Source organism: Aquabacter cavernae (assembly GCF_003993795.1).
Taxonomy (GTDB): Bacteria; Pseudomonadota; Alphaproteobacteria; order Rhizobiales; family Xanthobacteraceae; genus Aquabacter; species Aquabacter cavernae.
On record NZ_RWKV01000008.1, the window covers coordinates 275,182 to 301,348 of the forward strand.

Genomic DNA, 26,167 nt, shown 5'->3' on the forward strand with positions numbered 1-26,167 from the left:
CGGCCATTTTCATTTAGGGGCGGGCGCGCAGCCCAGGACACGGCAGACGCCTCCACGCCGCCCCCCGGGGGTTGACCCCCGGAGCCTGAAGGCAGACAGATGCGCCACCTCTGGAGCGTGATCGCGCCGCCTTAAAGCAAAGGCTTGCTCGAAGGCGGCATGTGAACCGCTCCCTATCACTGATTGAGAGGCTGATTCACCGACCGGGTCGCTTCAACCTGATCGGATCAGGCTCCAGGACTGGTTTTCCCATGCAGCCCTCTCCCTCCGGCCTCCCCTTCGACGACATCCGCCACCTCGTCTCCACCATGCCCGGCCCGGACGAGGCCGCGCGCGCGGAGGCGCTGGCACGGCAGGGGCAGTTGCTGAAGCCGCCCGGCGCGCTGGGCCGCCTGGAAGAGATCGCCATCCATCTGGCCGCCTGGCAGGGCAAGGCCATCCCCACCGCCAACCGGCCCATGGTGGCGGTGTTCGCGGGCACGCACGGCGTCGCGGAGCAGGGCGTCTCGCCTTATCCCTCGGCGGTCACCAAGCAGATGCTCGACGCCTTCACGGCGGGCAAGGCCGCGGTCAACCAGATCTGCTCCACCTTCGATGCCGGGCTGCGGGTGTTCGATCTCGCGCTCGACATCCCCACGGGCGACATCACCCGCGAGGCGGCGCTGGACGAGCGCGCCTGCGCGGCCACCATGGCCTTCGGCATGCAGGCCATTGCGGGCGGCGCGGACGTTCTGGTGCTGGGCGAGATGGGCATCGGCAACACCACGGTAGCCGCCGCCGTCTGCCACGGCCTCTATGGCGGGGCGCCGGAGGATTGGGTGGGCGCGGGAACCGGCGCCAGCGGCGAGGTTCTCGCCCGCAAGATCGAAGCGGTGCGCGCCGCCGTGGCGCTGCACGGCCCGGCTCTGTCGGATCCTCTGGAAGTGCTCCGCCGCCTCGGCGGGCGCGAACTGGCGGCCATTGCGGGCGCCATCCTCTCCGCCCGCCACGAGCAGGTGCCGGTGGTGCTGGATGGATATGTGGTGACGGCGGCGGCGGCCATTCTCCACGCGCTTGATGCGTCCGCGCTGGACCATTGCCTTGCCGGCCATGTCTCCGCCGAGCAGGCCCATGGGCGCCTGCTGGAACGGCTCGGCCTCAACCCGCTGCTGGATCTCGGCATGCGGCTCGGGGAAGGCTCCGGCGGTGCGCTTGCCGTTGGCGTGGTGAAGGCGGCCGTCGCCTGCCACAAGGGCATGGCCACCTTCGCTGAGGCGGGCGTTTCAGACGCCGGTTGAGGCAATCGCCCGCGCCCCTTCCGGGGCGTCGAAGGTCGGCAGGAGGCGTGCGGCCGGAAAGGTGACGGACGCCCGCGTGCCGCCCTCGGGGCGGGCGGACAAGGTCAGCTCCGCCCCATGGAGCCCCGCCAGCGCGCGCACGATGGTGAGGCCGAGGCCCGCGCCGCGCCCGGTGGTGGGGTCGAGCGTGCTCTCCCTGTGGCGCGCGGCAAGGTCCAGCGGCAATTCCGCCTCGCCGATGCCGGGGCCGGTATCGGTCACTTCCAGATATGGCGCGCCGCGCCCGTCGAGGCCGGTGCTGATATGCACCTCCCCGCCATGGGGCGTGAACTTGATGGCATTGCCCAGGAGGTTCAGCACCATCTGGCGCAGCGCCCGTTCATCGGCCCAGAGCCGCAGGGGCGTTTCGCCGGGCGCGCAGGTGAGGGTCACCGAGCGGGCGGCGGCGGACAGGCGCATCATGTGCGTGCAGTCGCCCGCAAGATCGGGAAGGGAGACGGCGGTCTCCAGCAAGGCCCTATGGCCTGTCTCGATGCGGGCGAGGTCCAATATGTCGTCGGCCAGCGCCAGCAGATGGCGGCCGGACGTGTGGATGTCGCGGGCATATTCGCCATAGGTGGAGACGGTGTGCGGCCCGAACACCTCATGGGCCATCATTTCGGAGAAGCCGATCACCGCATTGAGGGGCGTGCGCAGTTCGTGGCTCATTTCGGCCAGGAAGCGCGACTTGGCGGCATTCTCTTCCTCTGCCCGCGCCAGGGCGTCCTCCTGCGCGCGCAATTGAGCCTGCGCCACATCCAGCGCGTCCGCCCGGATCCGCCCGCGCCGGGCGGCGAGGAGGCCCAGCAGCCCGGCGCCCCACAGGACGCCGCCGCTCAAGGCCGCGATCTGCGATTCGCCCAGCATGCCGAAAGCGGCCAGTCCCGTGCCCGCCAGGAGGGCTGCCACGGGCCCCACCAATCCCTGGAATCCGGCCCCGTGCCCCGTCTCCGCGAATGCGGAAGGAGCCCTGGAAGCGCCAGAGGGGAGGGAAAGCGTCATGGCCCTCGATCCGCGCCCCGCCGGGAGGGTGAGTCCCGCCGGGAGAGGTTACGCATCGACTCCTGCGCCAAGAGGGTTAGCGAAACGTTAATGCAGCAAACCCGCATGGTGATTCATTTTAAGAGGTCAGGCGACTTCGAGGCCAAGGGCGTCGATGGCGGCTTCCAGATCGGCGAAACGCGAGATGACGCGCTCGGCACCCAGGTCGTGCGCGGGCACCTCTGTATAGCCGAACGTGACCGCCACGCAGGGCACCCCCGCCGCCTTGGCGGTGGCCACGTCCGTGGCGCTGTCGCCCACCATCACCGCATGGGCGGCGCTGCCCCCGCAGGCGGCGAGTGTGGAGAGCAGCGGCAGCGGGTTGGGCTTCGCCACGCCATAGGTGTCGGCCCCGGTGATGGCCGAAAAGTGCCGTGTCAGGTCCAGCCGGTCCAGCAGCAGGCGGGCGAGGCGCTCGGTCTTGTTGGTGCAGACGGCAAGCTTCGCGCCGCGCGCCGCCAGCCGGTCCAGCGCAGCCTCCACGCCAGGGAAGGGGCGGGAATCGTCGGCGATATGATCAGCATAATGGTCGATGAAGCGGCGGGTGAGGCCGTCCAGGGTGGCGACATCGGGCAGGGCGCCCGCCCGCTCCAGCGCGCGCACCAGCAGCATGCGCGCCCCGGCGCCGATCATGGTGCGGGTGGCCCCCCGGTCCACGGGGGCGACGCCGTATTCCTTCAGGATCACGTCCAGCGTGTTCAACAGGTCCGGGGCGCTGTCCACCAGGGTGCCGTCCAGGTCGAATGCGATCACGAGCGGGGAAGCCGGCATGGATGTCATCCTTTTTGCGCATCCTTTTCGCGGTACTGTGCCGCCGGGAAGTGCGTACAATCCTGCCGCTTTTGCTGTCCAGCCTTTCTCGCGCGCCGTTCGTCGGAGGGAATCATGTTCGGGGTGTCTTTTTGCAGTGGCGCGCGGGGGCGCGTGGGTACGGGGATGATCGGTCTTCTCGCGGTTCTGGCGCTGGCGCCCGCCGCCCAGGCCCAGCCGGCGCAAGGCGGCTTCTCCTTTGCCGCGCCGCCTTCCGACAAGGCGAACCGGGTCTATTCCGTGAACCGCCAGACCGGCGAGATGAATGCCTGCCAGTTCGAGCGGCCGGACGCGGCCCAGGTGGGCGTCACCCGCTGCTTCGCCAAGGGCGATGGCGCCGGGCCGCAGACCGCGAGCGCCTATGCGCTGGTCTCCACCGGCTTTTCGGGGGAGACGGGCGTGTTCCGCGTGAACATCAACACCGGCGAGATGAGCATCTGCTATGTGCGCGACGTGCCCAAGGCGGGCGGCGGCAACGAAGCGAAGATCCTCTGCACGCCGCAGGGCAAATGATCCAAGGGGAGCTGATCCCTGGGCAAGGGATCGGTTCCCGCTACGCCCGTTCGCCTGCCTTGCCGCCGCCGCGCGGGCGCGATAGAGCAACTCTGATCGGGAGGGCCAGCGGCCGTGCCGCCGGCCGTCTCGCCGTGAATTCTCCTCGCACCGTGAGCCGCTCATGTCCGATGCCGAAGCCCTGAAGCGCCAGGCCGCCGCCCGCGCGCTGGAATTCGTGACCGACGGCATGCGCCTCGGGCTCGGGACCGGCTCCACCGCGAAGCATTTCGTGGACCTTCTGGCCGAGCGCGTGAAGGCAGGCCTCACCGTAGTGGGCGTGCCCACCTCCGAGCGCACCCGGGAGCAGGCTTTGTCGCTGGGCGTGCCGCTGGCGACGCTGGACGAGCAGCCCGAACTTGATCTGTGCATCGACGGCGCTGACGAAGTGGGGCCCGGCCTTGCCCTCGTGAAGGGCGGGGGCGGTGCGCTGCTGCGCGAGAAGCTGGTGGCGAGCGCGGCCAAGGAAATGATCGTCATCGCCGACGCCTCCAAGCATGTGGAGATGCTGGGGGCCTTCCCGCTGCCCATCGAGGTGGTGGATTTCGGGCTGGCGGCGCTGCTGCCGCGCCTGGAAGCCGCCATTGCCTCGGTCGGCTGCGGCGGCCCGCTGGACCTGCGCCGCGACGCCTCCGGCGCGCCTTATCGCACCGACCAGGGCAATGTGATCATCGATGCCCGACTGGGGCGCATTCCCGACCCGGACGCCCTGGCGCGTGCGCTGGACGGCGTGGTGGGCGTGGTGGAGCACGGGCTGTTCCTGGGCCTTGCGCGCCGCGTGGTTCTGGCCGCGCCCGAAGGCGTACAGCTCCTCATCAATCCCGCCTGAGGCGCGCCGGTTCGGCTTTCACAAAATCATCGAGGAGAGGTTGCCATCCGCCGGGCGCGTTGCCCAGGGGCGGGAGGTGATCTAGAACCTTTCGCAAATCGGAGAACGCCATATGCGCCGCTCGACTGCCACCCGCCTCGGTCTCGGGGCTCTCTTCCTCGCCCTCTCTCTCGGCACCGCCGCCGCCCAGACGGCTGCGCCCGCTGCGGCTCCCAGCGCCGCCCAGGCCCCGAGCGCAAGCGCGATGCAGGTGGCGCGTGAGCTGGTGCAGTCCAACGGTGAGGCCGCGGCCTTCAACGGCGTGCTCCAGAACCTGCTGGACGGCGCCGCGCTCGGCTTCCTCCAGACCAATCCCGACCTCGCGCCCCAGCTGCGCGAGGCGGCCATCGCGCTGCGCCCCGAATTCGACAAGCGCCAGTCCGAGATCGTGGACATCCTCGCCACCGCCTATGCGGAGCATTTTTCCGAGGATGAGCTGAAGCAGGCGCTCACCTTCTACAAGTCCGCCGTGGGCAAGAAGCTGGTCACCGACCGTCCGGCCATCGTCCAGCAGGCCGTGCAGAACATCCAGCAGTGGGGCGCGCGGGTGAATGGCGAAGCCATGGAGCGCATTCGCGCCGAGATGAAGAAGAAGGGCTACGATCTCTGATCGCAGCCTGAGCGGTTTGCAGTGTTCAAGGGCGGTCCTTCGCGGGGCCGCCTTTTTTCATGGGTTTGACGTCTCATTGGCTTTTGGGCTGGGAGGAAACCCAGGCGCGCTGGATTTGTGCGCCCCATTTCCCCCTCCCTAACCCTCCCCCGCAAGCGGGAGAGGGGACCTGTTGCGCTGGGTGGAGATGGGTGCGCGCCTTCCGCCTTCGGGCGGCAAAGCCCTCTCCCGCTTGCGGGGGAGGGTTGGGAGGGGGAAACCCTACAGGGAGAGCACGCCGAAGCAAACCCCGCACAGGTCCGGAAGCCGGCTTTCAGATCCCGTCCGTGCGCGGGTCGCGCGGGCCTTCCGGGGCGGCGGCGAGGGTGGCGTGGAGGCTCACGCGGGAGAGGTTGGGATTGTAGTGCGGGTCCACCAGGGTCCGCGTGCCCCACAGATCCTCCATGCGCCGCCGCTGCGCCTTCAGCCGGTTGCGGTGGGCACGGGAACGCTTCCGCCCGCGGGAGGCCGATTCGTGGTGGATCAGGCAGGCGAAGGGCGTGAACACCACCTCATAACCCGCGCGCCGTGCCCGCAGGCACAAATCGATGTCGTTGCAATCCTCCGCGAAGCGCTCCGCATCCAGGGGGCCGGTCTTCTCCCACACGTCGCGGCGGATCATGAGGCAGGCGCCCGTCACCGCGCTCACATTGGCGCGGGCGACGAGGCGGCCGAACGGGCCGGGCAGGTCGCGGTCCGCATGGGAGAACCAGTGGGCGGCATAGCGGAACAGGCCGACCATGACGCCCGCATGCTGGATGGTGCGGTCGGGGAACAGGAGCTTGGCGCCCACGATTCCGGTGCGCGGCAGGCTGGCCAGGGCCACCATCTCGTCCAGCCAGCGCCCGTCCACCACCTCGATGTCGTTGTTCAGCAGGCAGATGAGGCTGCCGCGTGCCGCCGCCACCCCGGCATTGCAGATGCGCGGATAGTTGAACGGCCCATCGTCGCGCACCACCACGGTGTCGGGCCATGCGGCCTTGATCTCCTCGAACAAAGCGAAGGTGGCGGGCTCCACCGAGCCGTTGTCCACGATGACGATCTCGAAGTTGCGATAGTCCGTCTCGCCGATCAGCGAGCGCAGCGCCATGCCCATGAGGTCCGCCCGGTCACGGGTGGGCACCACGAAGGAGACGAGCGGCTGCGGGGACGGCATGGGCGGAAGCGGCCGCAGCCGTCCGTCCGCCATGATGGTGACGGAGGTGCCCACCACCTCTTCCAGCGCCCGCGCGGCGGGATGGGGATCGGCAAGGCCCGACGGCCGGTCGCTGAAGGCCACACGCGGAATATGGCGGATGGCGGCGGCAGGCAGGGTTTCGGCGAGGCGCAGCAGCAGGTGATAGCGCGCCGCAGGCCCATGATACGGATCGATCCCGCCCACAGTCTGCACGGCATCCACCCGCGCGGCGACGAGATGACCGAGATAGTCCTCCGCCTGGAGGAGGTGGCGGTTGAAGGCGGGCTTGAAGAGGCCCGCCTCCGGGCGTCCCTCGGCGTCCAGCACCTCCTCGTCCGTATAGGCAAGGCGGCAGTCGGGGTGGCGGGCGAAGGCATCCCGGATCATGGCCACCGCGTCGCGCGTCGGCTGGCCGGAGGCGGGAAGCAGGCAGACGAGGCCCCGGTCGATACCCGCGATGAGGGTGCGAAGCGCGTCCGCGTCGTCCGCAGAGGTTTCGAAGAGGCGCAGGCGCGGTTCGTCCTTGGCCGCCGTGCGGGCCCATTGGGCGAGCGCGGGCGGCGCGCCGGTGGGGAGGGCCGCGTGCCACATCCAGTTCGGATCGGTCTGGGCCTGGAGGGCGGTCAGCCGGAGCCCAGCCTCCGCAGGGGCCGGAGGAAGCGGTCCCGCGAAGCACAAGGACAGGTCGCGCCGAGCGTGCAGGGTGTGGGCGAAATCCTCCACATGCTTTGCCCGGTAGGCGCGGTAGGCCGTAGCGCGCTCGGCCAGGCGGGCGGGGGAATTCTCCATGAGCGCCGCATGGGCGCCGCGCAGGTCGCGCGCCGCCGCACCGGCCTCCTTCCAGCGCCGCAGCGGCGGCAAACCGGGGAAGGAGCCCGCCAGCATCGCATGCAGCTTCAGCCCCAGCTTGGAGCGCGGATAGAAGCCGAGACGGGAAAGGGGCGCCGTGATGGCCGCCGTGCCCTTGGGCAGGAAGACCGCCTCAAGCGGCGCGGCGATGCGGGTGGAGGCAAGCACCTGTCCGCCCGCATCCAGCATGTCCAGCGTGATGCCGTCCGGCCCGGTGGGCGCATCAGCGAGGTCGAGCACATAGGCGCCGCCCGCTTGCGCCAGCCACAGGCGCAAGGCGAGAGGCAGGACAAAACGCCGTGTGCCGCCCGCCTCGGGGCGGGCCGACAGCCAGACGGGGCCGATGCCGTGCGGTGCCTGCGCCGGAGCGCTTTCGCGGATGCGGACCATGGGGCCTTGAAGCATCCCCTGCGGCATCCCGCAAGCCGGACGCGGCACGGATCGGCTTGACGCCGCCGCCCGCCGGGTCTTGAACGGACGCCCGATTTGATTGCGAGGCCGTGCCATGACCGAGACCGAAGTGGATCTGTTCGTCATCGGCGGAGGCTCGGGCGGCGTGCGGGCGGGGCGCATCGCGGCGCGCCACGGGGCCAAGGTGATGATGGCGGAGGAGTACCGCATGGGCGGAACCTGCGTCATCCGCGGCTGCGTGCCCAAGAAGCTGTTCGTCTATGCCGGCCGCTTCGCCCATGACCTTGAGGACATGGCGGGCTTCGGCTGGTCGGTGGCCGATGCGCGCTTCGACTGGCCGACGCTGATCGCCAACAAGGACAAGGAGATCGCGCGGCTCGAATCCATCTACCGCACCAATGCCGAGGCGGCGGGCGTCACCATCGTCAACAGCCGCGCGGTGGTGGAGGGGCCGAACACGGTGCGCCTGCTCGCCACGGGCGAAGTGGTGAAGGCCCGCTACATCCTCGTCGCCACCGGCGCGAAGCCCACTTTGGGGCCGGACATTCCGGGGCGGGAACTGGCCATCACCTCCAACGAGGCGTTCCATCTCAAGGCGCTACCGCGCCGCGTGCTGGTGCAGGGCGGCGGCTATATCGCGGTGGAGTTTGCCGGCCTGTTCCGTGCGCTCGGCTGCGAGGTGACGCTGGTGCAGCGGGCCGAGGTGATCCTGCGCGGCTTCGACGAGGAGGTGCGTTCGCATCTGGCGACCGAGATGGAGCGCTCCGGCATCCGCATGCTGTGCGGGCGCACCCTGTCCTCCATCACGCTCACCGACACCGGCAAGGCGGTGCGCCTGTCTGATGGCACCGAGGTGGAGGTGGACGAGGTCCTGCTCGCCATCGGCCGCCTGCCCAATACCGGCGGGCTCGGCCTGGAGGGCGCGGGTGTGGACCTGGATGCGGCCGGCGCCGTGAAGGTGGACGCCCAGTCGCGCACCAATGTGCCGAGCATCTATGCGGTGGGCGACGTGACCAACCGCGTGAACCTGACGCCCGTGGCCATTCGCGAGGGGCATGCCTTCGCCGACAGCGTGTTCGGCGGCACTCCCTGGACCGTGGACCACAGCCTCATCGCCACCGCCGTCTTCTCCGAGCCGGAAGTGGGCACGGTGGGCCTCACCGAGGAGGCCGCGCGCAAGCAGGGCCGGGCGCTGGACATCTATTCCACCTCCTTCCGCCCGCTGAAGGCGACGCTCTCCGGCCGCCAGACCCGCAGCTTCATGAAGCTGGTGGTGGAGCAGGGCAGCGAGAAGGTGCTGGGCGTGCACATCGTGGGGCCGGACGCGGGCGAGATGATCCAGCTCGCCGCCGTCGCTTTGGGCCTCGGCGCCACCAAGGCGGATTTCGACCGCACCGTCGCGGTCCACCCCACGGCCGCCGAGGAATTGGTGACCATGCGCACGAAGACGCGCTGAGATGGGCCGGAAGACGCGGCGGAAGTACAATCTTCCGGCTTGATTTTCCGCGCGCGGAAGGGTTGGAGAAGGGGCCGCGTGTGCGGCGCACACCCCTTTTCTTCCGGAGGTCCCCGTGCGGACGTTTGTGCTGGTTGGCGCGAGCCTTTGCCTTGTGTCCGGCGCCTTTGCCGATCCCATCCTGCCGACCCAGGACAAGGCCGGCTCGCTCCTGAAATATCAGGCGCTCGTGACCGCCGACCGGCGCGCGACGCTGGAAGCCTTCAGCGGCAAGTCCATGAAGGCGGATGCCACCTTCAGCAATCTCGATGCCTGCACCCTGCGCCAGACCACCGAGGACAATGCGGCGTCCCTGCGCCTGTCCAAGGCCGTGGCAGGCTGCGTGAAGGAACTGGGCCTGTGAGATAAGGGCCGCCGGTCGGTGACGGGCGGCCCTTCGTTTCAGAGGTGCCCGTCGCGCTGCGCCGAGAACAGGCGGCCATTCTCGGCGATGGCCACCAGGATGACGGAGAAGATCCCCAGGATCAGATAGCCGAAGCCCAGCGGCAGCACCGTTCCGTCGAAGGCGCGGCCCACGATGAGGCCGAGGCCGGCGCCCAGCAGCGTCGTGTAGAAGCCGATGAAGGAGGAGGCGGTGCCCGCCACCGCGCCCATGGGCTCCATGGCGATGGAGTTGAAGTTCGGCACCGTGATCGCGAACAGCGCCTGGGCGAGGGCGAGCAGCGCGCAGAACAGGATGACCGGCGGCACCCCGTCATAAGCGAGCCCCGACACCACGAGGCCGAGGCCCGTGAGCGTGAAGCCGCACACGCCGAAATGCGACAGGCGGCGCATGCCCACCGTGCGCACCAGCTTGGCATTCACATAGGAGGCGATGCCCATCACGCCCGCGATGACCGCGAAGGCGAGGGGGAAGAACTTGCCCAGGTGATAGACGCCATCCTCGAAGATCTGCTGGGAGGCCGCCACATAGGCCATGAGGCAGCCCATCATCAGGCCCATGCAGGTGGTGTAGAGCAGCGTCCGCCGGTTGCTCACCGCGAGCTTCATGCCCGCGCCGATGGCGCGCATGGAGAAGGGAACGCGGAATTCGGGCCGCAGCGTCTCTGGCATGCGCAGGCCGAACCAGACGCCGAGCACGAGGCTCAGCACCAGCATGGCGCCGAAGATCATGTGCCATTCGGCCACCAGCAGCACGAGCGAGGCGAATGACGGGGCGATCACCGGGATGATCAGGAAGACCATCATGGAGAAGGACATGACCTGCGCCATCTCCCGCCCCTCATAGCGATCGCGCACGATGGCCACGGACAGGACGCGCGATGCGGCTGCGCCCAGGCCCTGGATCACGCGCGCGGCGAGCAGCAGGGTATAGCTGTCCGCCACCATGGCCAGCAGGCAGCCGAAGGCATAGAGGGCCAGGCCCGCCATGAAGGTCGTCTTGCGCCCCACAATGTCCGAGACGGTGCCGAACACGATCTGCATGACCCCGAACCCCACCATATAGGCGGTGATGAGGAGCTGCAGGTCGTTGGGATTCTCCAGCTGGTAATGCGCGCGGATGGGACCGAAGGCGGGCAGCAGATTGTCGATGGAGAAGGCGGTCATGCCCATCATCAGCGCGATGATGGCCACGAACTCGACGAATCCGGGCGCGGCCGAATCCGTCCGGCCGGAGCGGCGGTTAGCGGGCATAAGGATTGCTCTGATTGGGCGCCGGACCGGCGCGGCCGAAAGGCTGCACCGCTTCTAAACCCGTGGGCCGGTAATTTGAAGCGACTGAGGGCGTGGCTCCGGCGGCACCCATGCCGTCCGCGCAAGGCTACGGAAGGGCAGCGGGGCGGGGGCCGGCCACGAGGCTCACGGCCTTGTCCGCCCGCTTAGGGGCGTGACGTCTCAGCGTCCATGCGGCGGCGGGAGGACGTGTCGGCTTGACCGGAGACGGCTTGCTTCAGCCATCACGAGCAGCAGCTCCGGCCCGCCGTGCTTCCCCGGAGTGAACACGCGAGGGCATGCCCGCCATAAAGGTGCGCATGCCATTCAGGCGCCCGTCAGCCTCAGCGCGCCGCCACGGGCTGCGGGCGGTTGATGCCGAAGCGGGCCTGATAGACGTTGTAGTTCTCCACCACGCGCTGGACATAGTTGCGGGTCTCGGAGAAGGGGATCAACTCCACCCAGTCCACCGGGTCCACGTCCTTGTCGCGCGGGTCGCCGTAGCGCTGGAACCATTTGCGCACGCTGCCCCGGCCCGCATTGTAGGCGGCGAAGACCAGAGCCGGGTTGCCGTCGTAATTGTCCATGAGCATGCCCAGCTCGGCCGCGCCGAACTGCACATTGTAGGACTGGTCGCTCATCAGCCGCGCTTCGCTGTAGGTGGCGCCGGTCTGCTTGGCCACTTCGCGGCCGGCGGCGGGCGTCACCTGCATCAGGCCCATGGCCTTGGCGCTGGAGAGGGTGCGGGCGTTGAACTGGCTCTCCTGCCGGGCCACCGCATAGATCATGGCCTTGTCCACCGGCGTGCCGATGGGGGTGTAGGAGGGCAGGCCGAAGGTGGGGAAGGCGAGGGCGTCGAGGGGATGGCCCTCATAGACGCTCTCCTTGCCCACCACGAGCGCGCCGCGCGCATCGCTGTTAGACTCGGCGAGCTGGGCGAGCAGCACCAGCTGGGCGCTGTCCTCCATACGCCAGGCGAGGTCGTAATAGATGGTCATCGGCGTGTCCCGGTCGCCGATGGCATAGAGCAGCTTGATGGCGCGCACCGGCTCCAGCCGGTCGAAGGTGGCGCGGGCCATGCCGGTGTCGGGCGCGCGGCGCAGCGCCACCGGGGGCAGGCCCATCCGCTGGCGGGACATCTGCCCGTAATAGGTGGTGGAGTGCTTGGCGGCCGCCTCGTAGCGCGCGCGAGCCGTGCCCGTATCGCCCATGGCCTCGGAGGCGCGGCCGAGCCAGTAGCCGGCGCGGGCCAGCGTGATGGGATTGGTCTGCCCCTCGACGGCCTTGGCGAAATGCCCGGCCGCGACGCTCGGCTGGTTGAGGAAGCGCAGGGCGATCCAGCCCGCCGTCCAGGACGCCTCGGAGCGGTAATTGTCGGAGGTGGGCGTCGCCGCGTCCGCCGCCACCTTGTAGGCGGTGCGCGCGTCGCCCGCGTCCAGCAGCTCGCGCGCCACGAGGCGGCGCTCGATCCACCACTGGTCGGTGTCCACCTGGGCCGTGGGATTGTCGGGGGCGGCCAGCAGCGCCTGGGCGGCTTCCGTGGGACGGTCGGCGCGGCGGGCGAGCTGCGCCTTCGCGAACAGATAGGCCGGGTCGTTGGACAGGGTGATGGGCACCTGCGCCAGCAGGCTCGCCCCGTTCGCTTCCCGGCGCGCCACGGCGAGGCGGGCGCGGGTGAGGGCCATCACGTCCGAGCCCGCGCGGGCGGCGGCGCGCATGGCGCGCTCGGTGTCGGGGTCGTAGCTGAACTTGTCGGCGCGCGCCTTGTGGTCGGCGCGGGTGATCATGGTGCCGAATTCGGTGAGCACCACCTGCTCCGTGCTCTCGGAGAGGTCGTCGGTGCGGTAGGCGTCACGCACCAGCGCCGCCACCATGCGCGTGTCGCCGGAGGCGGCGAAGGCGCGGGCCAGCGCGATCTTGCCGGGGCCGGTGAGGGGCGCCTGGTCTCCGAAGAAGGCCTGCACCGCCTGGGGCGAGCGCTTCTCGGTGAACAGCACCGCCTCCGCCTTGCGGCGCAGGGTGGACTGGGTGGGCCAGCCCGGCTTGTCGCGCAGGAAGGCGGCGACGCCGTCGAAGCCGAGATCGTTGGGGGCGCTGCGGATCACCAGCCAGGTCACCAGCGAGCGGGCAACCGGATCGCTCAGGCCCTGGGCCGCGGCGAGCGCCTCGGAGCCCTTGGCATTCTTGGCGAGCGTCACCGCGCTGCGCAGCGTTGCGAGGTCGCCTTGAAGGACGGGCGCGGGCGCGGCGGCGAGGGTGGGCGGCGCGCCCTTGGCTGCGGTCGCCTTCGGAGCCGGCTTGGGCGCCGACTTGGACGCGGCCTTGGCGTCCGGCTTCTTGGTGTCTTTCGCGGCGGTCGGCTTGCTGGAAGGCTTGGGAGGCGTGCTGGTGCTCTTGCTGTCCTGCGCCGATGCCGGCACGGCCGCAGCCGGCACGGCGCAGGCGAGGGCGATCGCCAGTGCGGTGCGGGAGATCAGGCTCTTGGCTGGCAGCATTGCACGTCCTCTACGCTGGGTTCGCAGCTCGGCCTATTTCTCGGCCAGCAGGATTGACGAAGTCCTAATGGCAAAGGTGCCTGAGCCCTGCTCACGCACCTTTGTCCCGGCCCACGCTGCGTGAGCGAAACCCGTCCGACCCGGCCAGCAGCCGGGGCGATGGAAGAAGAGAAGCGCGGACGTGTCCCCATTCCCGAAGCCCGGGGCACGGCGCGTGGAGACGTGATCATGCAAAGCGGGCGAAAGCAGGGCTCGCGCGGGCCGGGCCGGGGCGCGTGGAACTTTGTGCCGCATACCCTTTCGGATCCGCCCGCAACAGTTTATCTCATGCGATCCGGCCGGGCTTTCCTGGCTGGCGACATCGTCAATCAAAACAAGGCACAGGCCATGTCCACCCCCGCGTCCCCGGAGCGCTTCCGCGGCTCCTTCACTGCTCTCGTCACGCCTTTCCGCGACGGCGCCGTGGATGAGAAAGCGTTTCGCGAGCTGGTGGAGTGGCAGATCGCCGAGGGCACGCACGGCCTCGTGCCGGTTGGCACCACGGGCGAGAGCCCCACGCTGACCGCCGCCGAGCACGAAAAGGTGATCGAGTGGTGCGTGGACCAGGCGAAGGGCCGCGTGCCGGTCATCGCCGGCGCCGGCTCCAACAGCACGCTGGAGGCGGTCGCCTTCTCGCGCCATGCCGAGCGCGTGGGCGCGGACGCCGTTCTGGTGGTGACGCCCTATTACAATAAGCCCACCCAGGAAGGGCTCTACCAGCACTTCAAGGCGGTGAACGACGCCATCGGCCTTCCCATCTTCATCTACAACATCCCGAGCCGCTCGGTGATCGACATGTCGGTGGAGACCATGAAGCGGCTGTTCGAGCTGAAGAACATCGCGGGCGTGAAGGACGCCACCGCCAATCTGGCGCGCGTCTCCCTGCAGCGGCAGGAGATGGGGCCGGGCTTCATCCAGATGTCGGGCGAGGACGGTACCGCGCTCGGCTTCAACGCCCATGGCGGGGTGGGGTGCATCTCGGTGACCGCCAATGTGGCGCCGCGCCTGTGCGCGCAGTTCCAGGAGGCGACGCTGGCCGGTGACTATGCGGCGGCGCTGGCCATCCAGGACAAGCTGATGCCCTTGCACACCCACCTGTTCATCGAAACCAATCCCTCGCCCGCGAAATTCGCGCTCGCGGCGCTCGGACGGATCGCGGAAGACGTGCGCCTGCCCATGGTGCCGCTCTCCGAGACGTCCCGCGCCGTCGTCACGCGCGCGCTTGTCCATGCGGGCCTGATCAACTGAAGGCATGCGGGGCACTGCCCCGCATTGGAGCCATGAGCGAAAAGAAGAAGAAGGACCTGCCGCGCAAGGTGGTCGCCGACAACCGGCGCGCCAGGTTCGACTATGATATCGGCGAGACCTTCGAGGCGGGCATCGCGCTGAGCGGGACGGAGGTGAAGAGCCTGCGCACCGGCAAGGCGACGGTGGGCGAGAGCTATGCCGCGGCCAAGGCCGGGGAGATGTGGCTCTACAACGCCTTCATCCCGGAATATCTGGAAGCCAACCGCTTCAACCACGAAACGCGCCGGCCCCGAAAACTGCTGCTGCACAAGCGGCAGATCAGCAAGCTCGCCCATGCGGTGGAGCGGGAGGGCATGACGGTCGTGGCGCTCAAGATCTATTTCAACGAGCAGGGCCGCGCCAAGGTGGAGATCGCCCTCGCCAAGGGCCGCAAGGCCCACGACAAGCGCGAGGCCGTGAAGGAGCGCGACTGGTCGCGCGACAAGGCCCGGCTCATGCGCGAGCGGGGCTGAGGCCCCGCGTCAGCGCGATTGCGTGCGCGGCGGCTTGTCGGGCAAGATCGCGGCATCATCAGCAAAAGCGTCGAGTGAGCGGCCCGTGAGCGATCTGACTGAGCTTCCCGAGAATCTCCCCGCGCCCGAGGATGACGGCGCCGCCTCCCATCTGCCGGGGATGGAACTGCCCATCGTGCGCCTGCCCGGTACCCATGGGCAGACGGTGGACCTGTCGGCCCTGTCCGGGCGCGTGGTGGTTTATTGCTATCCCCGCACCGGCCAGCCGGGTGTTTCCAATCCGGACGGATGGGACGAAATCCCCGGCGCGCGGGGCTGCACGCCCCAGTCCTGCAGCTTCCGCGACAATTTCCAGGAGCTGACGGCGCGCGGGGTTTCCCACGTCTTCGGCCTTTCCACCCAGGATACCGACTATCAGAACGAAGTGGCGCAGCGGCTCGACCTGCCGTACCCGCTTCTGTCGGACCATCTCCTGTCCTTCACCCGCCGGGCGAACCTTCCCACCTTCACGGTGGACGGCATGACGCTGCTGAAGCGCCTCACCTTGGTGATCGAGGACGGCGTCATCGAGCACGTCTTCTACCCGGTCTTCCCGCCCCACCTGAATGTGGAGGACGTCCTGGCCTTCCTGGCCCGTCACCCCAGATAGGCGCGCACCTGCGCGAACACCGCGCGGAACATGTCGGGCGTGAGCACGCGGGTATTCGTGTTGTAGCGTGAGCAATGGTAGCTGGAGAACACCTCCAGCCCGCCCACGCGCGCCCGGCCACCATGGGTGAAGCGCACATGGGCCGGACGGGCGCCCAGCGCGGCCACGGTGGAATCATGGGCGATCTTGCCCAGCGTCACCACGGCCTTGAGGTTGGCCATCTCATCCTTGGCGGCTGAGAGGAAGGTCCGGCAGGTGCGGATTTCCGGGGGCAGGGGCTTGTTCTGCGGGGGCACGCAGCGCACCGCATTGACGATCCGCGCGTCGCGCAGTTCCAGGCCGTCATCGGGCCGGGCCGCATAGTCGCCCTGCGCGAAGCCGTATTCCTTCAGGGTCGCATAGAGAAGATCGCCGGCATAATCACCCGTGAAGGGGCGGCCTGTGCGGTTCGCGCCGCGCACGCCGGGCGCGAGGCCGACAATGAGCAGGCGCGCGTCCGCGGGCCCGAACGCGGGAACGGGCGCATTGAACCAGTCGGGTTCAGCAGCGCGCCATTCCGCGCGGAACGCGGCGAGGCGCGGACAGAGCGGGCAGTCCCGCCCGGGTTCCGGGGTCACGGGATCAGGACTCGTGCGGCTCCGGTGCCGCGCCGCGCCGCTCCAGGAAGCGCGGCGTCTCCTGCATGCGGCCCTGCCGCTCGGAGGGGTCGCGGCCGATCTTGGGCTGAAGGTCCACGAGATCGATGAACACGTCCGCCTGGCGACGCAGGTCGTCGGCGATGAGCGGCGGCTGGGTGGAGATGGTGGAGATGACGCTCACCCGCATGCCCTTGCGCTGGAGCGCTTCCACGAGGCAGCGGAAATCCCCGTCGCCGGAGAACAGGATGATGTGATCCACATGGCCGGCCAGTTCCATGGCGTCCACGGCGATCTCGATGTCCATGTTTCCGCGCACGCGGCGGCGGCCCTGGGCGTCCGTGAATTCCTTGGCGAGCTTCGTGACCACGGAATAGCCGTTATAGTCCAGCCAATCCAGCAAAGGTCGAATGGACGAATATTCCTGATCTTCGATCAGCGTCGTATAATAGAACGCGCGCAAAAGATAACCGCGAGACTGGAATTCCTTCAACAGTCTCTTGTAGTCGATATCAAATCCAAGCGCTTTCGTAGCCGAGTAGAGGTTTGCGCCATCTATGAGTAGCGCAATTTTTTCATTTGATATCATGTAAGGCCCGCAACGTGAAATTTGACGGTTTAAGCGGTTATTCTTTAAAGGTCGCTTCTTTTGGACCTTTTCCTATGTTCTGAAAGAAAGTGCAAGCGAAATCGGCCCTGCGGGCTTGCGTGGCCAATTTTTTTACGGTAGTAAGGCCGGCTTCCGAAATGACAATTCAGATTATCCTGCGCGAGGAGTGCCGAGTCCATGGCCCGTGTCACTGTTGAGGACTGCATCGACAAGGTGGATAACCGCTTCGAGCTGGTCCTCCTCGCCGGTCACCGTGCCCGCATGATCTCCTCCGGCTCGCCCATCACCGTGGATCGTGACAACGACAAGAATCCCGTGGTGGCCCTGCGCGAAATCGCGGACGAGACCGTGAGCCCCGAGGATCTGAAGGAAGACCTGATCCACTCGCTCCAGCGCTTCACCGAGGTGGACGAGCCCGAGCCCGAGGCCGTGCCGCTCATCGCCTCCAGCGAATCCCGCTCCTCCGACGATGCCGACGTGGTCATGGACCGCATGACCGAGGAAGAACTGCTGGCCGGCCTCCAGGGCCTTGTGCCGCCGGAGCATTCGGACGACGACGAGGGCTGAGGCCCCGGCGCAAGCCACACCAGGTTTCAAGAAGGCGCGGTCCGGAAGCGGACCGCGCCTTTTTTCTTGGGCGGGTCCGAGGTGGCGATTGGGATGTCGTGGGGCGGGTGTCTTCTATCGCGACCGATGTGGCGCGATGCTTGGGTAGCGGGCGCGGCAAAACCCGCTCTCCCTCGGGGAGGGCATGGCGATGGCTCTCCCGCAGGGCCGGATGAGCCGATCGTTGTTCACTTATTTTATATCAGTGGCTTGTGGTCAGGTTCTCACCTGACGCATCACCATCAGAAGCCGACCGCCGTGCCGCGCAGGTCGTAGGCGTCGGCGCCGTCGATCTTCACGCTGGCGATCTCGCCCACCCGCAGCGGGCGGCGCGAGGTCACATGCACCCGCCCGTCGATCTCCGGCGCGTCGCCCTTGGTGCGGCCGATGGCGCCCTGGGGCGTGACGGCATCGATGATCACCTGCTGGCGGGTGCCCACCTTGCGCTTGAGGCGCCGGGCGGAAATGGCCTGCTGGGTGCGCATGAATCGGTCATAGCGATCCGCCTTCACCTCGTCCGGCACCGGCAAGGCGATGTCGTTGGCCGGGGCGCCCGCCACCGGCTCGAACTTGAAGCAGCCCACCCGGTCCAGCTCCGCTTCCTGGAGGAAGCCGAGCAGGTCCTCGAACTCCGCTTCGGTCTCGCCGGGGAAGCCGACGATGAAGGTGGAGCGCAGCGTCAGATCCGGCACGGCCTTCCGCCAGGCCTGGACGCGGGCCAGCGTCTTTTCCTGGGAGGCCGGGCGCTTCATGCGCCGCAGCACGTCCGGGTTGGAGTGCTGGAAAGGGATGTCCAGATAGGGCAGCACCTTGCCGCTCGCCATCAGCTCCATCACCCGGTCCACATGGGGATAGGGGTAGACATAATGGAGGCGCACCCAGGCGCCCAGTTCGCCCAGCGCCTCGGAGAGATCGAAGAAGCGCGCGGCGCGCTCCTTGTCCCGCCACATGCTCGGGGCGTACTTGATATCCACGCCATAGGCCGAGGTGTCCTGGGAGATGACCAGCAACTCCTTCACGCCCGCCTTCACGAGGCGCTCGGCCTCGCGCATCACGTCGCTGAGGGGGCGGCTCACCAGATCGCCGCGCAGCTTGGGGATGATGCAGAAGGTGCAGCGGTTGTTGCAGCCCTCGGAAATCTTCAGATAGGCGTAGTGGCGCGGCGTCAGCTTCACACCGTGCTCGGGCACCAGATCCAGGAAGGGATCGTGGCTGGGCGGCACCGCCTGATGGACGGCGGCCAGCACGCTCTCATATTGCTGCGGCCCGGTGACGGCCAGCACGCCCGGATGGACGGCATGGATCTGCTCGGGCTCGGCGCCCATGCAGCCGGTGACCACCACCTTGCCGTTCTCCGCCAGCGCATCGCCGATGGCAGCTAAGCTCTCCGCCTTGGCGCTGTCGAGGAAGCCGCACGTATTCACGATGACGAGGTCCGCGCCCGCATGGGTCTTGGTCAGCTCGTAGCCTTCGGCGCGCAGGCGCGTGACGATGCGCTCGCTGTCCACGAGAGCCTTGGGGCATCCCAGCGAGACGAAAGAGATACGCGGCGCATGCGGCGCGGCTTTGGGCGCGAGTTCGGCCATGAGGCGGCGACAGTCATTCCTAAGAGCCGGATGTTTTGAGACCGGATCGCCCAGCGATACGGTTTCAACACTGAATCCGTCTCTTTTCAAAAAGTGAGAGAGCGATTCACCTTTGGGCGGGAAGCAGATTGCTGTCCGCCCAAAGGATCGCACTCTAGAGAAGCTCTGAGGCGTTAAGGGAGGCGGACCGCGCCGTCAATCCTCGCGCGCCGCCGAGCACCCCCCAGGCAAACGCGGGGCCATCAAAATCCGGCGAGCGCATTTGTCTATTGCGCACCCGGCGGGCGGGCTCCACTAGGGCCCAACTGCGTGGCCGGGGAGCTGTCATGGTCTATGTGATCGCCTGCATCGCCGCCTTGGCGGGGTTGCTGACCGGCTATGACGAGAGCGTCATCACCGCCACCCTCGCCCCCCTCGGCCGGACCCTTGTGGTGGCGCCCATGGAAGAGGGGCTGATGACCGCCTCCCTGCCGCTCGGCGCGCTGATGGGCGCCTTGGCCGGGGCGCTCCTGTCCGGCTCCTGGGGGCGGCGGCCCCTGCTGATGGGCGCGGCGGTATTGTTCATCGCGGGTGCCCTGGTCAGCGCGGGCGCGCCGGGCATCATCCTGCATGCGGTGGGGCGGTTCGTGCTGGGCGTGGCCATCGCCATCGGCGCCATCACCGCGCCTGCTTACATCGCGGAGACCGCACCCGCCGCCCGCCGAGGGATGCTGGCCTGCGCCTTTCCCATGGCCTTCTCCATCGGCGTGCTGGCGGCCTATCTGGTGGGCGTGGCCGTGGATGATGACTGGCGGCTTCTGTTCGCCAGCGCCGCCGCGCCCGGCCTCGTCCTGCTGGTGGCCCTCTGGCGCCTGCCGGAATCTCCGCCCGCTCTGGTCCAGGCGGGGCGGGTGGAAGAGGCGGGGGCGCTGGTCGCCCGGCTGAACGGCTGGAAAAGCCGGGATCCGCGCATCACCGCTGAGGTGGCGGCCCTGCGGGCGGCGGCGCGGGCGGATGCGCGCAACGGCAATTGGCGCGACCTGCTGGCCCCGGAAATCCGCCCCGCCTTGCTGGTGGGGACGGGCCTGTTCTTTTTCCAGCAGATGACCGGCATCGGCCCGGCCATCCATTATGCCCCCACCGTGTTCGCCCAGGCCGGGCTGGACGAGGGCAGCGCCCAGATCGCCACCACGCTCGGCTTCGGCGCCCTCAACATCGCGGTCATGGTGGTGGCCATGGCGCTCGTGGACCGGATCGGGCGGCGGCGGCTTCTGTTCCTCGGCTTTGGCGGGGCCGCGTTCAGCCTTGCCCTCCTGGCCGCGACGGCGGCCATCGGCACACTGGAGGTGCAGGTCTTCGCCTTCATGGCGCTGGCGCTTTACGGCGCGTCCTTCTCCCTGGCCATCGGCCCGCTGCCCTGGGTGATGGCGTCGGAGGTCTTTCCGCTCACATTGCGGGGGGCGGGGATCGCCCTCTCCACGCTCTCCAATTGGGTGTTCGGCTTCCTGGCGCTCCTGGCCTTTCCCCCGCTGGAGCAGGCCTTTGGGTTCGCGCCGGTGTTCGCGCTGGCGGCGGTCATGAGCCTTCTGGCGATGCTGTTCGGCGCGCGCTGCGTGCCGGAGACCAAGGGGCGGACGCTGGAGGAGATCGAGGCGCATCTGCGTTCCGGCCAGCCGCTGCGCACCCTCGGGGCCCCCGCCCGGCGCTGAGGCGCGCCGCGCGGGGGAGCGACGGTCAGAACGTCATCTTGGTGCCCACATAGAGCGCGCGTCCATTGCCCGGCTCGAACAGCGCCTGGTTGGGCGCGGCGCGCCCGGTCACGGCGACGCTGGCGATATAGGCTTCGTTGAACAGGTTGCGGGCGTCCAGATAGACCGAGAAGCGACCGCCCGGCGGCTCATAGCCCATCTTGAAGTTGAGCAGGGCATAGGGCGACGTGTTGAGGGTGTTGGCGTCGTCCACAAAGTAGGCGAGCGGCACCCATTCCACGTTCGGCCCGGCATAGAAACCGCTGGGATGCTTGTAGAGCAGCTCCGCCCGCAGATAGTGGCGGGGAATGCCGGGAAGCTGGTTGTTGCCCCACACCGGATCATTGTCGAAGAAGAAGTCGCTATAGGTATAGGCGAAGTTCAGCCACAGGCCGTCCGGCGCCGCCGAGGGGGACGTGACCGCAAGCCCCTGGAGGAAATTCCAGTTGGCACCCGCCTCCAGGCCCTGGTGGATGGTGTTGGAGAGGTTCACCACGGTGCAGGTGAGCCCCATGAGCACGCCCGTATCCTGGCACTGAAGCTCGTTCTCCACCCAGGAGCGGTAGAGCGACACGTCCCAGGAGAAGGTGGGCGTGCGGCCGCGCGAGCCGATTTCCGCCGTGGTGGCCGTCTGCGCCTTCAGGTTGGCGATGTCGCCCACGGCGAAATTGGTCAGTTCCGAAAAGGTGGGCGCCTCGCCGGAGCGCGAGACGTTGCCGAACAGCTGTGCGTCCGGCCCCAGTTCCCAGATGAAGCCGCCCTTGGGCAGGAAGAGCTGGTAGTCATTGCCCCCCGACACGGTGCCGAGATAAGCGAGCCGCCCGAGGCTCGCGTCCAGATACTGGAACGCCGCCACCAGGGCGAACTGGTCCGTCAGATAGAGATTATCCTCGGCATAGACGGTGGTGGTGGTGGCCTCGTCCGTGGACATGTAGACGAGGTTCGCGGCGTTTCCGTAGACATTGGTGTAGCGCTGGGCGTCCACCGTGCCGGTGCCGTAATTCACGCCCGCCACGAGGCGGTTCTTGAAGCCGCCGATGACGCGCTCGTCCACGAGGCGGGTGAAGGCGCCGTAATCCTGGTAGCCATAGTCCAGCACCTGGAAGATGGGGTGCACCAGGGACTTGTCATTGTAATAGACGCCCACGTCGAGCCGCGTGGTGTCGGCCAGGATGAAGCTGGTCTTGTTGGCCACCCGTACGGACTGGATGTTGCGCTCATAGTCCAGCGCCACGTTGGTGGGATTGGCGCTCTGGGGGGAATGGAGCGCCACATATTTGGAGACCGCGCCGGGAATGTCCTGCTGGACATCGGTGGCGTTGAAATAAAAGCGCGTCTCGATGTTCTCGTTGGCCTGCCAGCCGAAATTGGCGCTGCCGCGCGCATTGGTGCCGGAGGAATGGTCGCGGAAGCCACCCTGGGAGATGTAGGAGCCGGTGACGTAGCCGTCGAAGGCGCCGTTCACGCCGCCCACATTCGACTGCAGCCGGTAGAAATCGAAGCTGCCCGCATCGAGCCGCACGCCCAGGCCCGGATTGGACCGACCGGTGGGCGAGACGAAATTGATGGCGCCGCCCAGCGCGTTGGCGCCGTATTGGTAGCCGTTGGCGCCCTTGAACACCTCCACATACTGGTAGGATGTCGGGTCGATCTCCTGGAAGTCGCCGCCGCCATCGGTGAAGGAGAGGGGCACGCCGTCCTGGTAGAGGGTGACGCCGCGCAGATGGGCGTTGCGGGAGACGCCGGAGCCGCGAATGGAGAGACGTGTGTCCTCGCCCCATTTGGGCTGGGCGAACACGCCGGGCACATAATCCAGCATGTCCTTGATGGTGGTGGCCGGGGTGTCGCGCCACTGGTCCGCCGTCACCAGCGCGACGCCGCCGGGAATGAGATCGAGCCGGGCGCGCGCCTGCTCCGGGGTGAGCACGGTGATGCTGCCCGCCTGTCCCCCCGTGATGGTGATGACGGGAAGCTCTCCCGCCTGTTCCTGGGCGAGGGCGGGGGCGGCGAGGGCGGTGGACGCGAGACAGGCAAGCAAGCGCGCGCGGTGGCGCGTGGAAGAAGGAAAGATCATGGAGTTTTTCCGCGATCCGGCGCGCATGGGCGCGGCGGATCGAGCCGGGGACGGCTGCCGAGGCAGCGGCGATGTCAGGCTCGGGCGGAGGTGGGTGGCGCGCGCGGTCGGGCGTGCTCGTGGACCGGCGGCGCGGGGGAGGGGGCGCCCTCCGGGGCCGGGGCGGTGATGTCGAGGCCGGTCCGGGCGGCGGGCGCCTGGGTGGCGGGCGGCGTGGCCAGAAGCGGGGTGCTGCCGCCCAGGGGGCAGAGCACGCAATGCACCCCATGGTCCATTCCGGCCGGGGAATCGGGTCCGGCTTCCGTATGGGTGGTGCAGAAGAGGGGGGCGGCGTCCGCTGCGGCGGGGGCGAGCGTCTGTCCCGCAAGCGCCCCGGCGGCGATTCCACCGAGGATGAGATGCACGAGGAGAAGGTAGGAGAGGCACCAGCCGGTCAGGCGCGCCATATGGGTCAGCCGCCCGCGCGACCGAGGCCGCGCGCCAGCTTTCCTTGCGTGGCGCCTCACCGATGACATCGCGGACCCGAACCCTCAGCCTGCCGCACCACTCTTATAAAGATGGCGGGAATGAGCGCGGGCAGACTGCGTGAGCGGCGACCGCTTGTCCCTGCGTCATCACGGCGCGTATGCTTTTTGCACTGCAAAAACGCTTAACCTCGTGCCCCGACACAGGCTATAGTACGAGATAGCCAGCCAATCCGCAGCGCGGATCGCCAGCCAAACCAGCTCCATTTTTTCGACGCCGGTGACGCGATGACGATACGCGACTGTATGGGTCTACCTTCGGCCTTCAATCCGGGGGGGATCCCGACCGTTCTTGCAGCGCTTGTGTTCTGCGCTGCGATGGGAACGGCGCACGCTCAAGCCCCGGCCGCCGCTCCCCAGATTTCCGCGCCCCAAATGTCCGCGCCGGCGTCCGCGGCCCCCCGCACGCAGGCCGTCGCTCCGGTGGCACAGGCACCCGCAGCTCCGGCGGCCGTGGCGCCCGCGCCGGTCGCCCAGCCGGCTCCGGCCACCGCCGCCCCGGCCGCTGTTCCGGCGGCTCCCCTGGCGCAGGGCGCCGCGCCGCAGGATGCGACCCCGGCCGCTCCGGCCCAGCCCGCGCCGCTGCCGGAAGCCATTCCCGGCATTCTGCCCCATGACCTGTCCCCGTGGGGCATGTTCATGGCCGCCGACATCGTCGTGAAGGCGGTGATGATCGGTCTCGCCTTCGCCTCCGTGATCACCTGGACCGTGTGGCTGGTGAAGACGATGGAGCTTCTGACGGCGAATCGCGCCGTGCGCTCCACCCTCGCCATGCTGCGCCGGGCCCCCGGCCTCGCCGCCGCCGCCAAGGCGGTGCCGGGCAAGACGGGCGGTGCCGCCGGTGCGGTGGTCCGTGCCGCCCTGGCCGAGATGGAAGTCTCCCGCGCCCTGCCGGCCGAGGGCATCAAGGAACGGGTCGCCATCGCGCTCAACCGCATCGAGGCCCATGCCGCCCGCCGGATGATCCTGGGCACCGGGCTCCTCGCCACCATCGGCTCCACGTCGCCCTTCATCGGCCTGTTCGGCACCGTGTGGGGCATCATGAACAGCTTCATCGGCATCTCGAAGGCGCACACCACCAGCCTTGCGGTCGTGGCGCCCGGCATCGCCGAGGCGTTGCTCGCCACCGCCATCGGCCTCGTGGCGGCCATTCCGGCTGTGATCATCTACAATGTGTTCTCCCGCGCCATCGCCAACTACAAGGGCTCCCTCGCCGACGCCTCGGCCGAGGTGATGCGCCACCTGTCCCGCGACCTCGATCGCGAGGCGGTGGGCGGCGCGCGGATGCGGGCGGCGGCGGAATAATCCATGGCCGCCAATCTCGACCACGGCGGGGAAGACCTCGTCGAAAACCACGACATCAACGTCACGCCGTTCATCGACGTGATTCTGGTGCTGCTCATCATCTTCATGGTGGCGGCGCCGCTCGCCACCGTGGATATCCAGGTGGAACTGCCCACCTCCAATGCCCAGCAGCAGCCGCGCCCTGAAAAGCCGGTCTTCCTCTCCATCAACAAGTCGCTCGATTTGTCGCTAGGCAATGACGCGGTTCCGCGCGACGGCATCGGCCGGGTTCTGGACGCGGCCACCAACAATGACCGCCAGCAGCGCATCTTCGTGCGCGCGGACAAGTCCGTGCCCTATGGCGACGTGATGGAGGTGATGAACCTCCTGCGCGCGTCCGGTTATCTGAAGGTGGCCTTGGTCGGTCTCGAAGGCGCCGCCCAGCCCGCCGCGCCGGGAACCGCCCCTTGACCGCCATGGACTGGAACACGGCGACCCCCGCGCCCAAGCATGGCGGAGGCGGCTACGGCACGCGCTGGCTCGTGGCGGGTGCGGTGGTGCTGTCGGCCCATGTGGGCGCGGCCTATCTGGCGCTGCACTGGCCCCGCCCGGCGGCGGAGCCGGCGGCTGCGGCCATGATGATCGACCTCGCGCCCATGCCGGTCTCCGCCCCCTCCGAGGTGGAGGACATCGCGCCGGGTCCCCAGATGGTTCAGGCGCCGGAGCCGGTGAAGGATCTGCCGGAGGATCTTGAGGAGGCGGTTCCCCCGCCTCAGCCGATCACCGAGCCGCTGCTCGAACTGCCGGAATTGCCGCCTCCCATGCCGCTGTCGGAGGCGCTGCTGCCGCCGCAGAAGCCGCAGGAAGCGGTTCCCGAGCCGCCGCCGCCCAAGCCGGTGGAGAAGCCGAAGCCCAAGCCCACGGCGAGCCGCAAGCCGCCCGCGCCCGCCACCAGCGCGGCGCCCCGTTCGGACGCGCCCACCTCCACGGCCACCGCCGCGCCCTCGGCCGGGTCGTCCAGCGCCAATTCCACCGCGCCCGCCACCTGGCGCAGCATGCTCGTCTCCCATCTCAACCGCCATAAGCGCTATCCCGGCGAATCGCGGACGGCGAAGGAGGAGGGGACGGCACGCCTGCGCTTCTCCATCGATCGGTCGGGCCGCGTGGTGGGTGCGACACTTGTGGGCACCTCCGGCTCGCCGCGCCTGGATGCGGAAGTCATGGCCATGATCCAGCGCGCCTCGCCCGTGCCCGCGCCGCCGCCCGAGGTGGCGGGCAGCGTCATCACCTTCACCGTTCCGGTGAATTTCAACCTGCGCTGAACAGGTTCCCCGCC

Annotated in this window: 24 protein-coding genes; 14 read left to right on the forward strand and 10 right to left on the reverse strand. The window is 68.5% G+C overall.

What is annotated here, in order from left to right:
* Positions 1–251 precede the first annotated feature (251 nt).
* A complete protein-coding gene (gene cobT, locus EJJ38_RS06060) occupies positions 252–1,277 on the forward strand; it encodes a nicotinate-nucleotide--dimethylbenzimidazole phosphoribosyltransferase (protein WP_127089212.1) in 1,026 nt (341 codons plus the stop codon).
* Here the strand turns inward: cobT and EJJ38_RS06065 are convergent.
* Positions 1,263–2,225: a sensor histidine kinase gene (locus EJJ38_RS06065; protein WP_127089213.1), complete on the reverse strand. Its 963-nt coding sequence runs from the start codon at positions 2,223–2,225 to the stop codon at positions 1,263–1,265. The two genes, cobT and EJJ38_RS06065, sit on opposite strands and share 15 nt — an antisense overlap.
* Before the next feature lie 219 nt (positions 2,226–2,444).
* Positions 2,445–3,128, reverse strand: a complete 684-nt coding sequence (gph, locus tag EJJ38_RS06070) for a phosphoglycolate phosphatase (RefSeq protein ID WP_338021857.1) — start codon at positions 3,126–3,128, stop codon at positions 2,445–2,447.
* A 165-nt stretch (positions 3,129–3,293) separates the two neighbouring features.
* On the opposite strand from gph, the gene EJJ38_RS06075 reads away from it, so the two are divergent.
* From EJJ38_RS06075 to EJJ38_RS06085, 3 genes are all read left to right on the forward strand, one after another.
* On the forward strand, positions 3,294–3,680 hold the full coding sequence (locus EJJ38_RS06075; protein WP_127089215.1) for a hypothetical protein: 387 nt from the start codon (positions 3,294–3,296) through the stop codon (positions 3,678–3,680).
* Between the two features lie 163 nt (positions 3,681–3,843).
* A complete protein-coding gene (rpiA, locus tag EJJ38_RS06080; RefSeq protein ID WP_127089216.1) occupies positions 3,844–4,548 on the forward strand; it encodes a ribose-5-phosphate isomerase RpiA in 705 nt (234 codons plus the stop codon).
* A 112-nt stretch (positions 4,549–4,660) separates the two neighbouring features.
* Positions 4,661–5,197, forward strand: coding sequence for a DUF2059 domain-containing protein (locus EJJ38_RS06085; RefSeq protein ID WP_127089217.1), 537 nt, complete (start codon positions 4,661–4,663; stop codon positions 5,195–5,197).
* Between the two features lie 313 nt (positions 5,198–5,510).
* Here the strand turns inward: EJJ38_RS06085 and EJJ38_RS06090 are convergent, their stop codons facing one another.
* Positions 5,511–7,667 carry a glycosyltransferase family 2 protein gene (locus tag EJJ38_RS06090; RefSeq protein WP_164738429.1) on the reverse strand — a complete coding sequence of 719 codons (2,157 nt, stop codon included), beginning with the start codon at positions 7,665–7,667 and terminating at the stop codon, positions 5,511–5,513.
* Between the two features lie 100 nt (positions 7,668–7,767).
* On the opposite strand from EJJ38_RS06090, the gene gor reads away from it, so the two are divergent.
* Positions 7,768–9,129: a glutathione-disulfide reductase gene (gene gor / locus EJJ38_RS06095; RefSeq protein WP_127089219.1), complete on the forward strand. Its 1,362-nt coding sequence runs from the start codon at positions 7,768–7,770 to the stop codon at positions 9,127–9,129.
* A 115-nt stretch (positions 9,130–9,244) separates the two neighbouring features.
* On the forward strand, positions 9,245–9,532 hold the full coding sequence (locus EJJ38_RS06100; RefSeq protein ID WP_127089220.1) for a hypothetical protein: 288 nt from the start codon (positions 9,245–9,247) through the stop codon (positions 9,530–9,532).
* Positions 9,533–9,570: 38 nt separating this feature from the next.
* On the opposite strand, the gene EJJ38_RS06105 is transcribed toward EJJ38_RS06100, so the two are convergent.
* Both EJJ38_RS06105 and EJJ38_RS06110 read right to left on the reverse strand, forming a co-directional pair.
* Positions 9,571–10,824, reverse strand: a complete 1,254-nt coding sequence (locus tag EJJ38_RS06105) for a multidrug effflux MFS transporter (protein WP_127089221.1) — start codon at positions 10,822–10,824, stop codon at positions 9,571–9,573.
* A gap of 362 nt (positions 10,825–11,186) precedes the next feature.
* On the reverse strand, positions 11,187–13,337 hold the full coding sequence (locus tag EJJ38_RS06110) for a lytic transglycosylase domain-containing protein (RefSeq protein ID WP_127089222.1): 2,151 nt from the start codon (positions 13,335–13,337) through the stop codon (positions 11,187–11,189).
* 387 nt (positions 13,338–13,724) lie between these two features.
* On the opposite strand from EJJ38_RS06110, the gene dapA reads away from it, so the two are divergent.
* From dapA to EJJ38_RS06125, 3 genes are all read left to right on the forward strand, one after another.
* Positions 13,725–14,624: a 4-hydroxy-tetrahydrodipicolinate synthase gene (gene dapA / locus EJJ38_RS06115; RefSeq protein WP_127089223.1), complete on the forward strand. Its 900-nt coding sequence runs from the start codon at positions 13,725–13,727 to the stop codon at positions 14,622–14,624.
* Positions 14,625–14,656: 32 nt separating this feature from the next.
* Positions 14,657–15,136: an SsrA-binding protein SmpB gene (gene smpB, locus EJJ38_RS06120; protein WP_127089224.1), complete on the forward strand. Its 480-nt coding sequence runs from the start codon at positions 14,657–14,659 to the stop codon at positions 15,134–15,136.
* Positions 15,137–15,221: 85 nt separating this feature from the next.
* Entirely contained in the window at positions 15,222–15,785 is a 564-nt protein-coding gene (locus tag EJJ38_RS06125) for a peroxiredoxin (RefSeq protein WP_245454134.1), read from the forward strand.
* Here the strand turns inward: EJJ38_RS06125 and EJJ38_RS06130 are convergent.
* Together EJJ38_RS06130 and EJJ38_RS06135 are read right to left on the reverse strand one after the other, a co-directional pair.
* Positions 15,773–16,402: a uracil-DNA glycosylase gene (locus EJJ38_RS06130; protein WP_127089225.1), complete on the reverse strand. Its 630-nt coding sequence runs from the start codon at positions 16,400–16,402 to the stop codon at positions 15,773–15,775. The genes EJJ38_RS06125 and EJJ38_RS06130 overlap by 13 nt on opposite strands.
* Positions 16,403–16,406: 4 nt before the next feature.
* Entirely contained in the window at positions 16,407–17,009 is a 603-nt protein-coding gene (locus EJJ38_RS06135) for a LabA-like NYN domain-containing protein (protein ID WP_127089226.1), read from the reverse strand.
* Between the two features lie 198 nt (positions 17,010–17,207).
* On the opposite strand from EJJ38_RS06135, the gene rpoZ reads away from it, so the two are divergent.
* Positions 17,208–17,597 carry a DNA-directed RNA polymerase subunit omega gene (gene rpoZ, locus EJJ38_RS06140; RefSeq protein WP_127089227.1) on the forward strand — a complete coding sequence of 130 codons (390 nt, stop codon included), beginning with the start codon at positions 17,208–17,210 and terminating at the stop codon, positions 17,595–17,597.
* A gap of 281 nt (positions 17,598–17,878) precedes the next feature.
* Here rpoZ and rimO read toward each other — a convergent pair whose 3' ends face one another.
* A complete protein-coding gene (gene rimO, locus EJJ38_RS06145; protein ID WP_127089228.1) occupies positions 17,879–19,222 on the reverse strand; it encodes a 30S ribosomal protein S12 methylthiotransferase RimO in 1,344 nt (447 codons plus the stop codon).
* A gap of 269 nt (positions 19,223–19,491) precedes the next feature.
* Between rimO and EJJ38_RS06150 the strand changes: the two genes are divergently transcribed.
* The gene (locus tag EJJ38_RS06150) at positions 19,492–20,910 is read left to right on the forward strand and encodes a sugar porter family MFS transporter (RefSeq protein WP_274704720.1); all 1,419 of its coding nucleotides are present in this window, start codon (positions 19,492–19,494) and stop codon (positions 20,908–20,910) included.
* Between the two features lie 25 nt (positions 20,911–20,935).
* Here EJJ38_RS06150 and EJJ38_RS06155 read toward each other — a convergent pair whose 3' ends face one another.
* Together EJJ38_RS06155 and EJJ38_RS06160 are read right to left on the reverse strand one after the other, a co-directional pair.
* Positions 20,936–23,023 carry a TonB-dependent receptor family protein gene (locus EJJ38_RS06155; RefSeq protein WP_164738430.1) on the reverse strand — a complete coding sequence of 696 codons (2,088 nt, stop codon included), beginning with the start codon at positions 23,021–23,023 and terminating at the stop codon, positions 20,936–20,938.
* 74 nt (positions 23,024–23,097) lie between these two features.
* Positions 23,098–23,469 carry a DUF2946 family protein gene (locus EJJ38_RS06160; RefSeq protein ID WP_127089231.1) on the reverse strand — a complete coding sequence of 124 codons (372 nt, stop codon included), beginning with the start codon at positions 23,467–23,469 and terminating at the stop codon, positions 23,098–23,100.
* A gap of 453 nt (positions 23,470–23,922) precedes the next feature.
* Between EJJ38_RS06160 and exbB the strand changes: the two genes are divergently transcribed.
* From exbB to EJJ38_RS06175, 3 genes are read left to right on the forward strand one after another with little or no spacing between them, the layout of a single operon-like run.
* Positions 23,923–24,852 carry a tonB-system energizer ExbB gene (exbB, locus tag EJJ38_RS06165; RefSeq protein ID WP_338021858.1) on the forward strand — a complete coding sequence of 310 codons (930 nt, stop codon included), beginning with the start codon at positions 23,923–23,925 and terminating at the stop codon, positions 24,850–24,852.
* A 3-nt stretch (positions 24,853–24,855) separates the two neighbouring features.
* The gene (gene exbD, locus EJJ38_RS06170; RefSeq protein WP_127089233.1) at positions 24,856–25,302 is read left to right on the forward strand and encodes a TonB system transport protein ExbD; all 447 of its coding nucleotides are present in this window, start codon (positions 24,856–24,858) and stop codon (positions 25,300–25,302) included.
* Positions 25,303–25,307: 5 nt separating this feature from the next.
* The gene (locus tag EJJ38_RS06175; RefSeq protein ID WP_127090292.1) at positions 25,308–26,153 is read left to right on the forward strand and encodes an energy transducer TonB; all 846 of its coding nucleotides are present in this window, start codon (positions 25,308–25,310) and stop codon (positions 26,151–26,153) included.
* Positions 26,154–26,167: the final 14 nt, after the last annotated feature.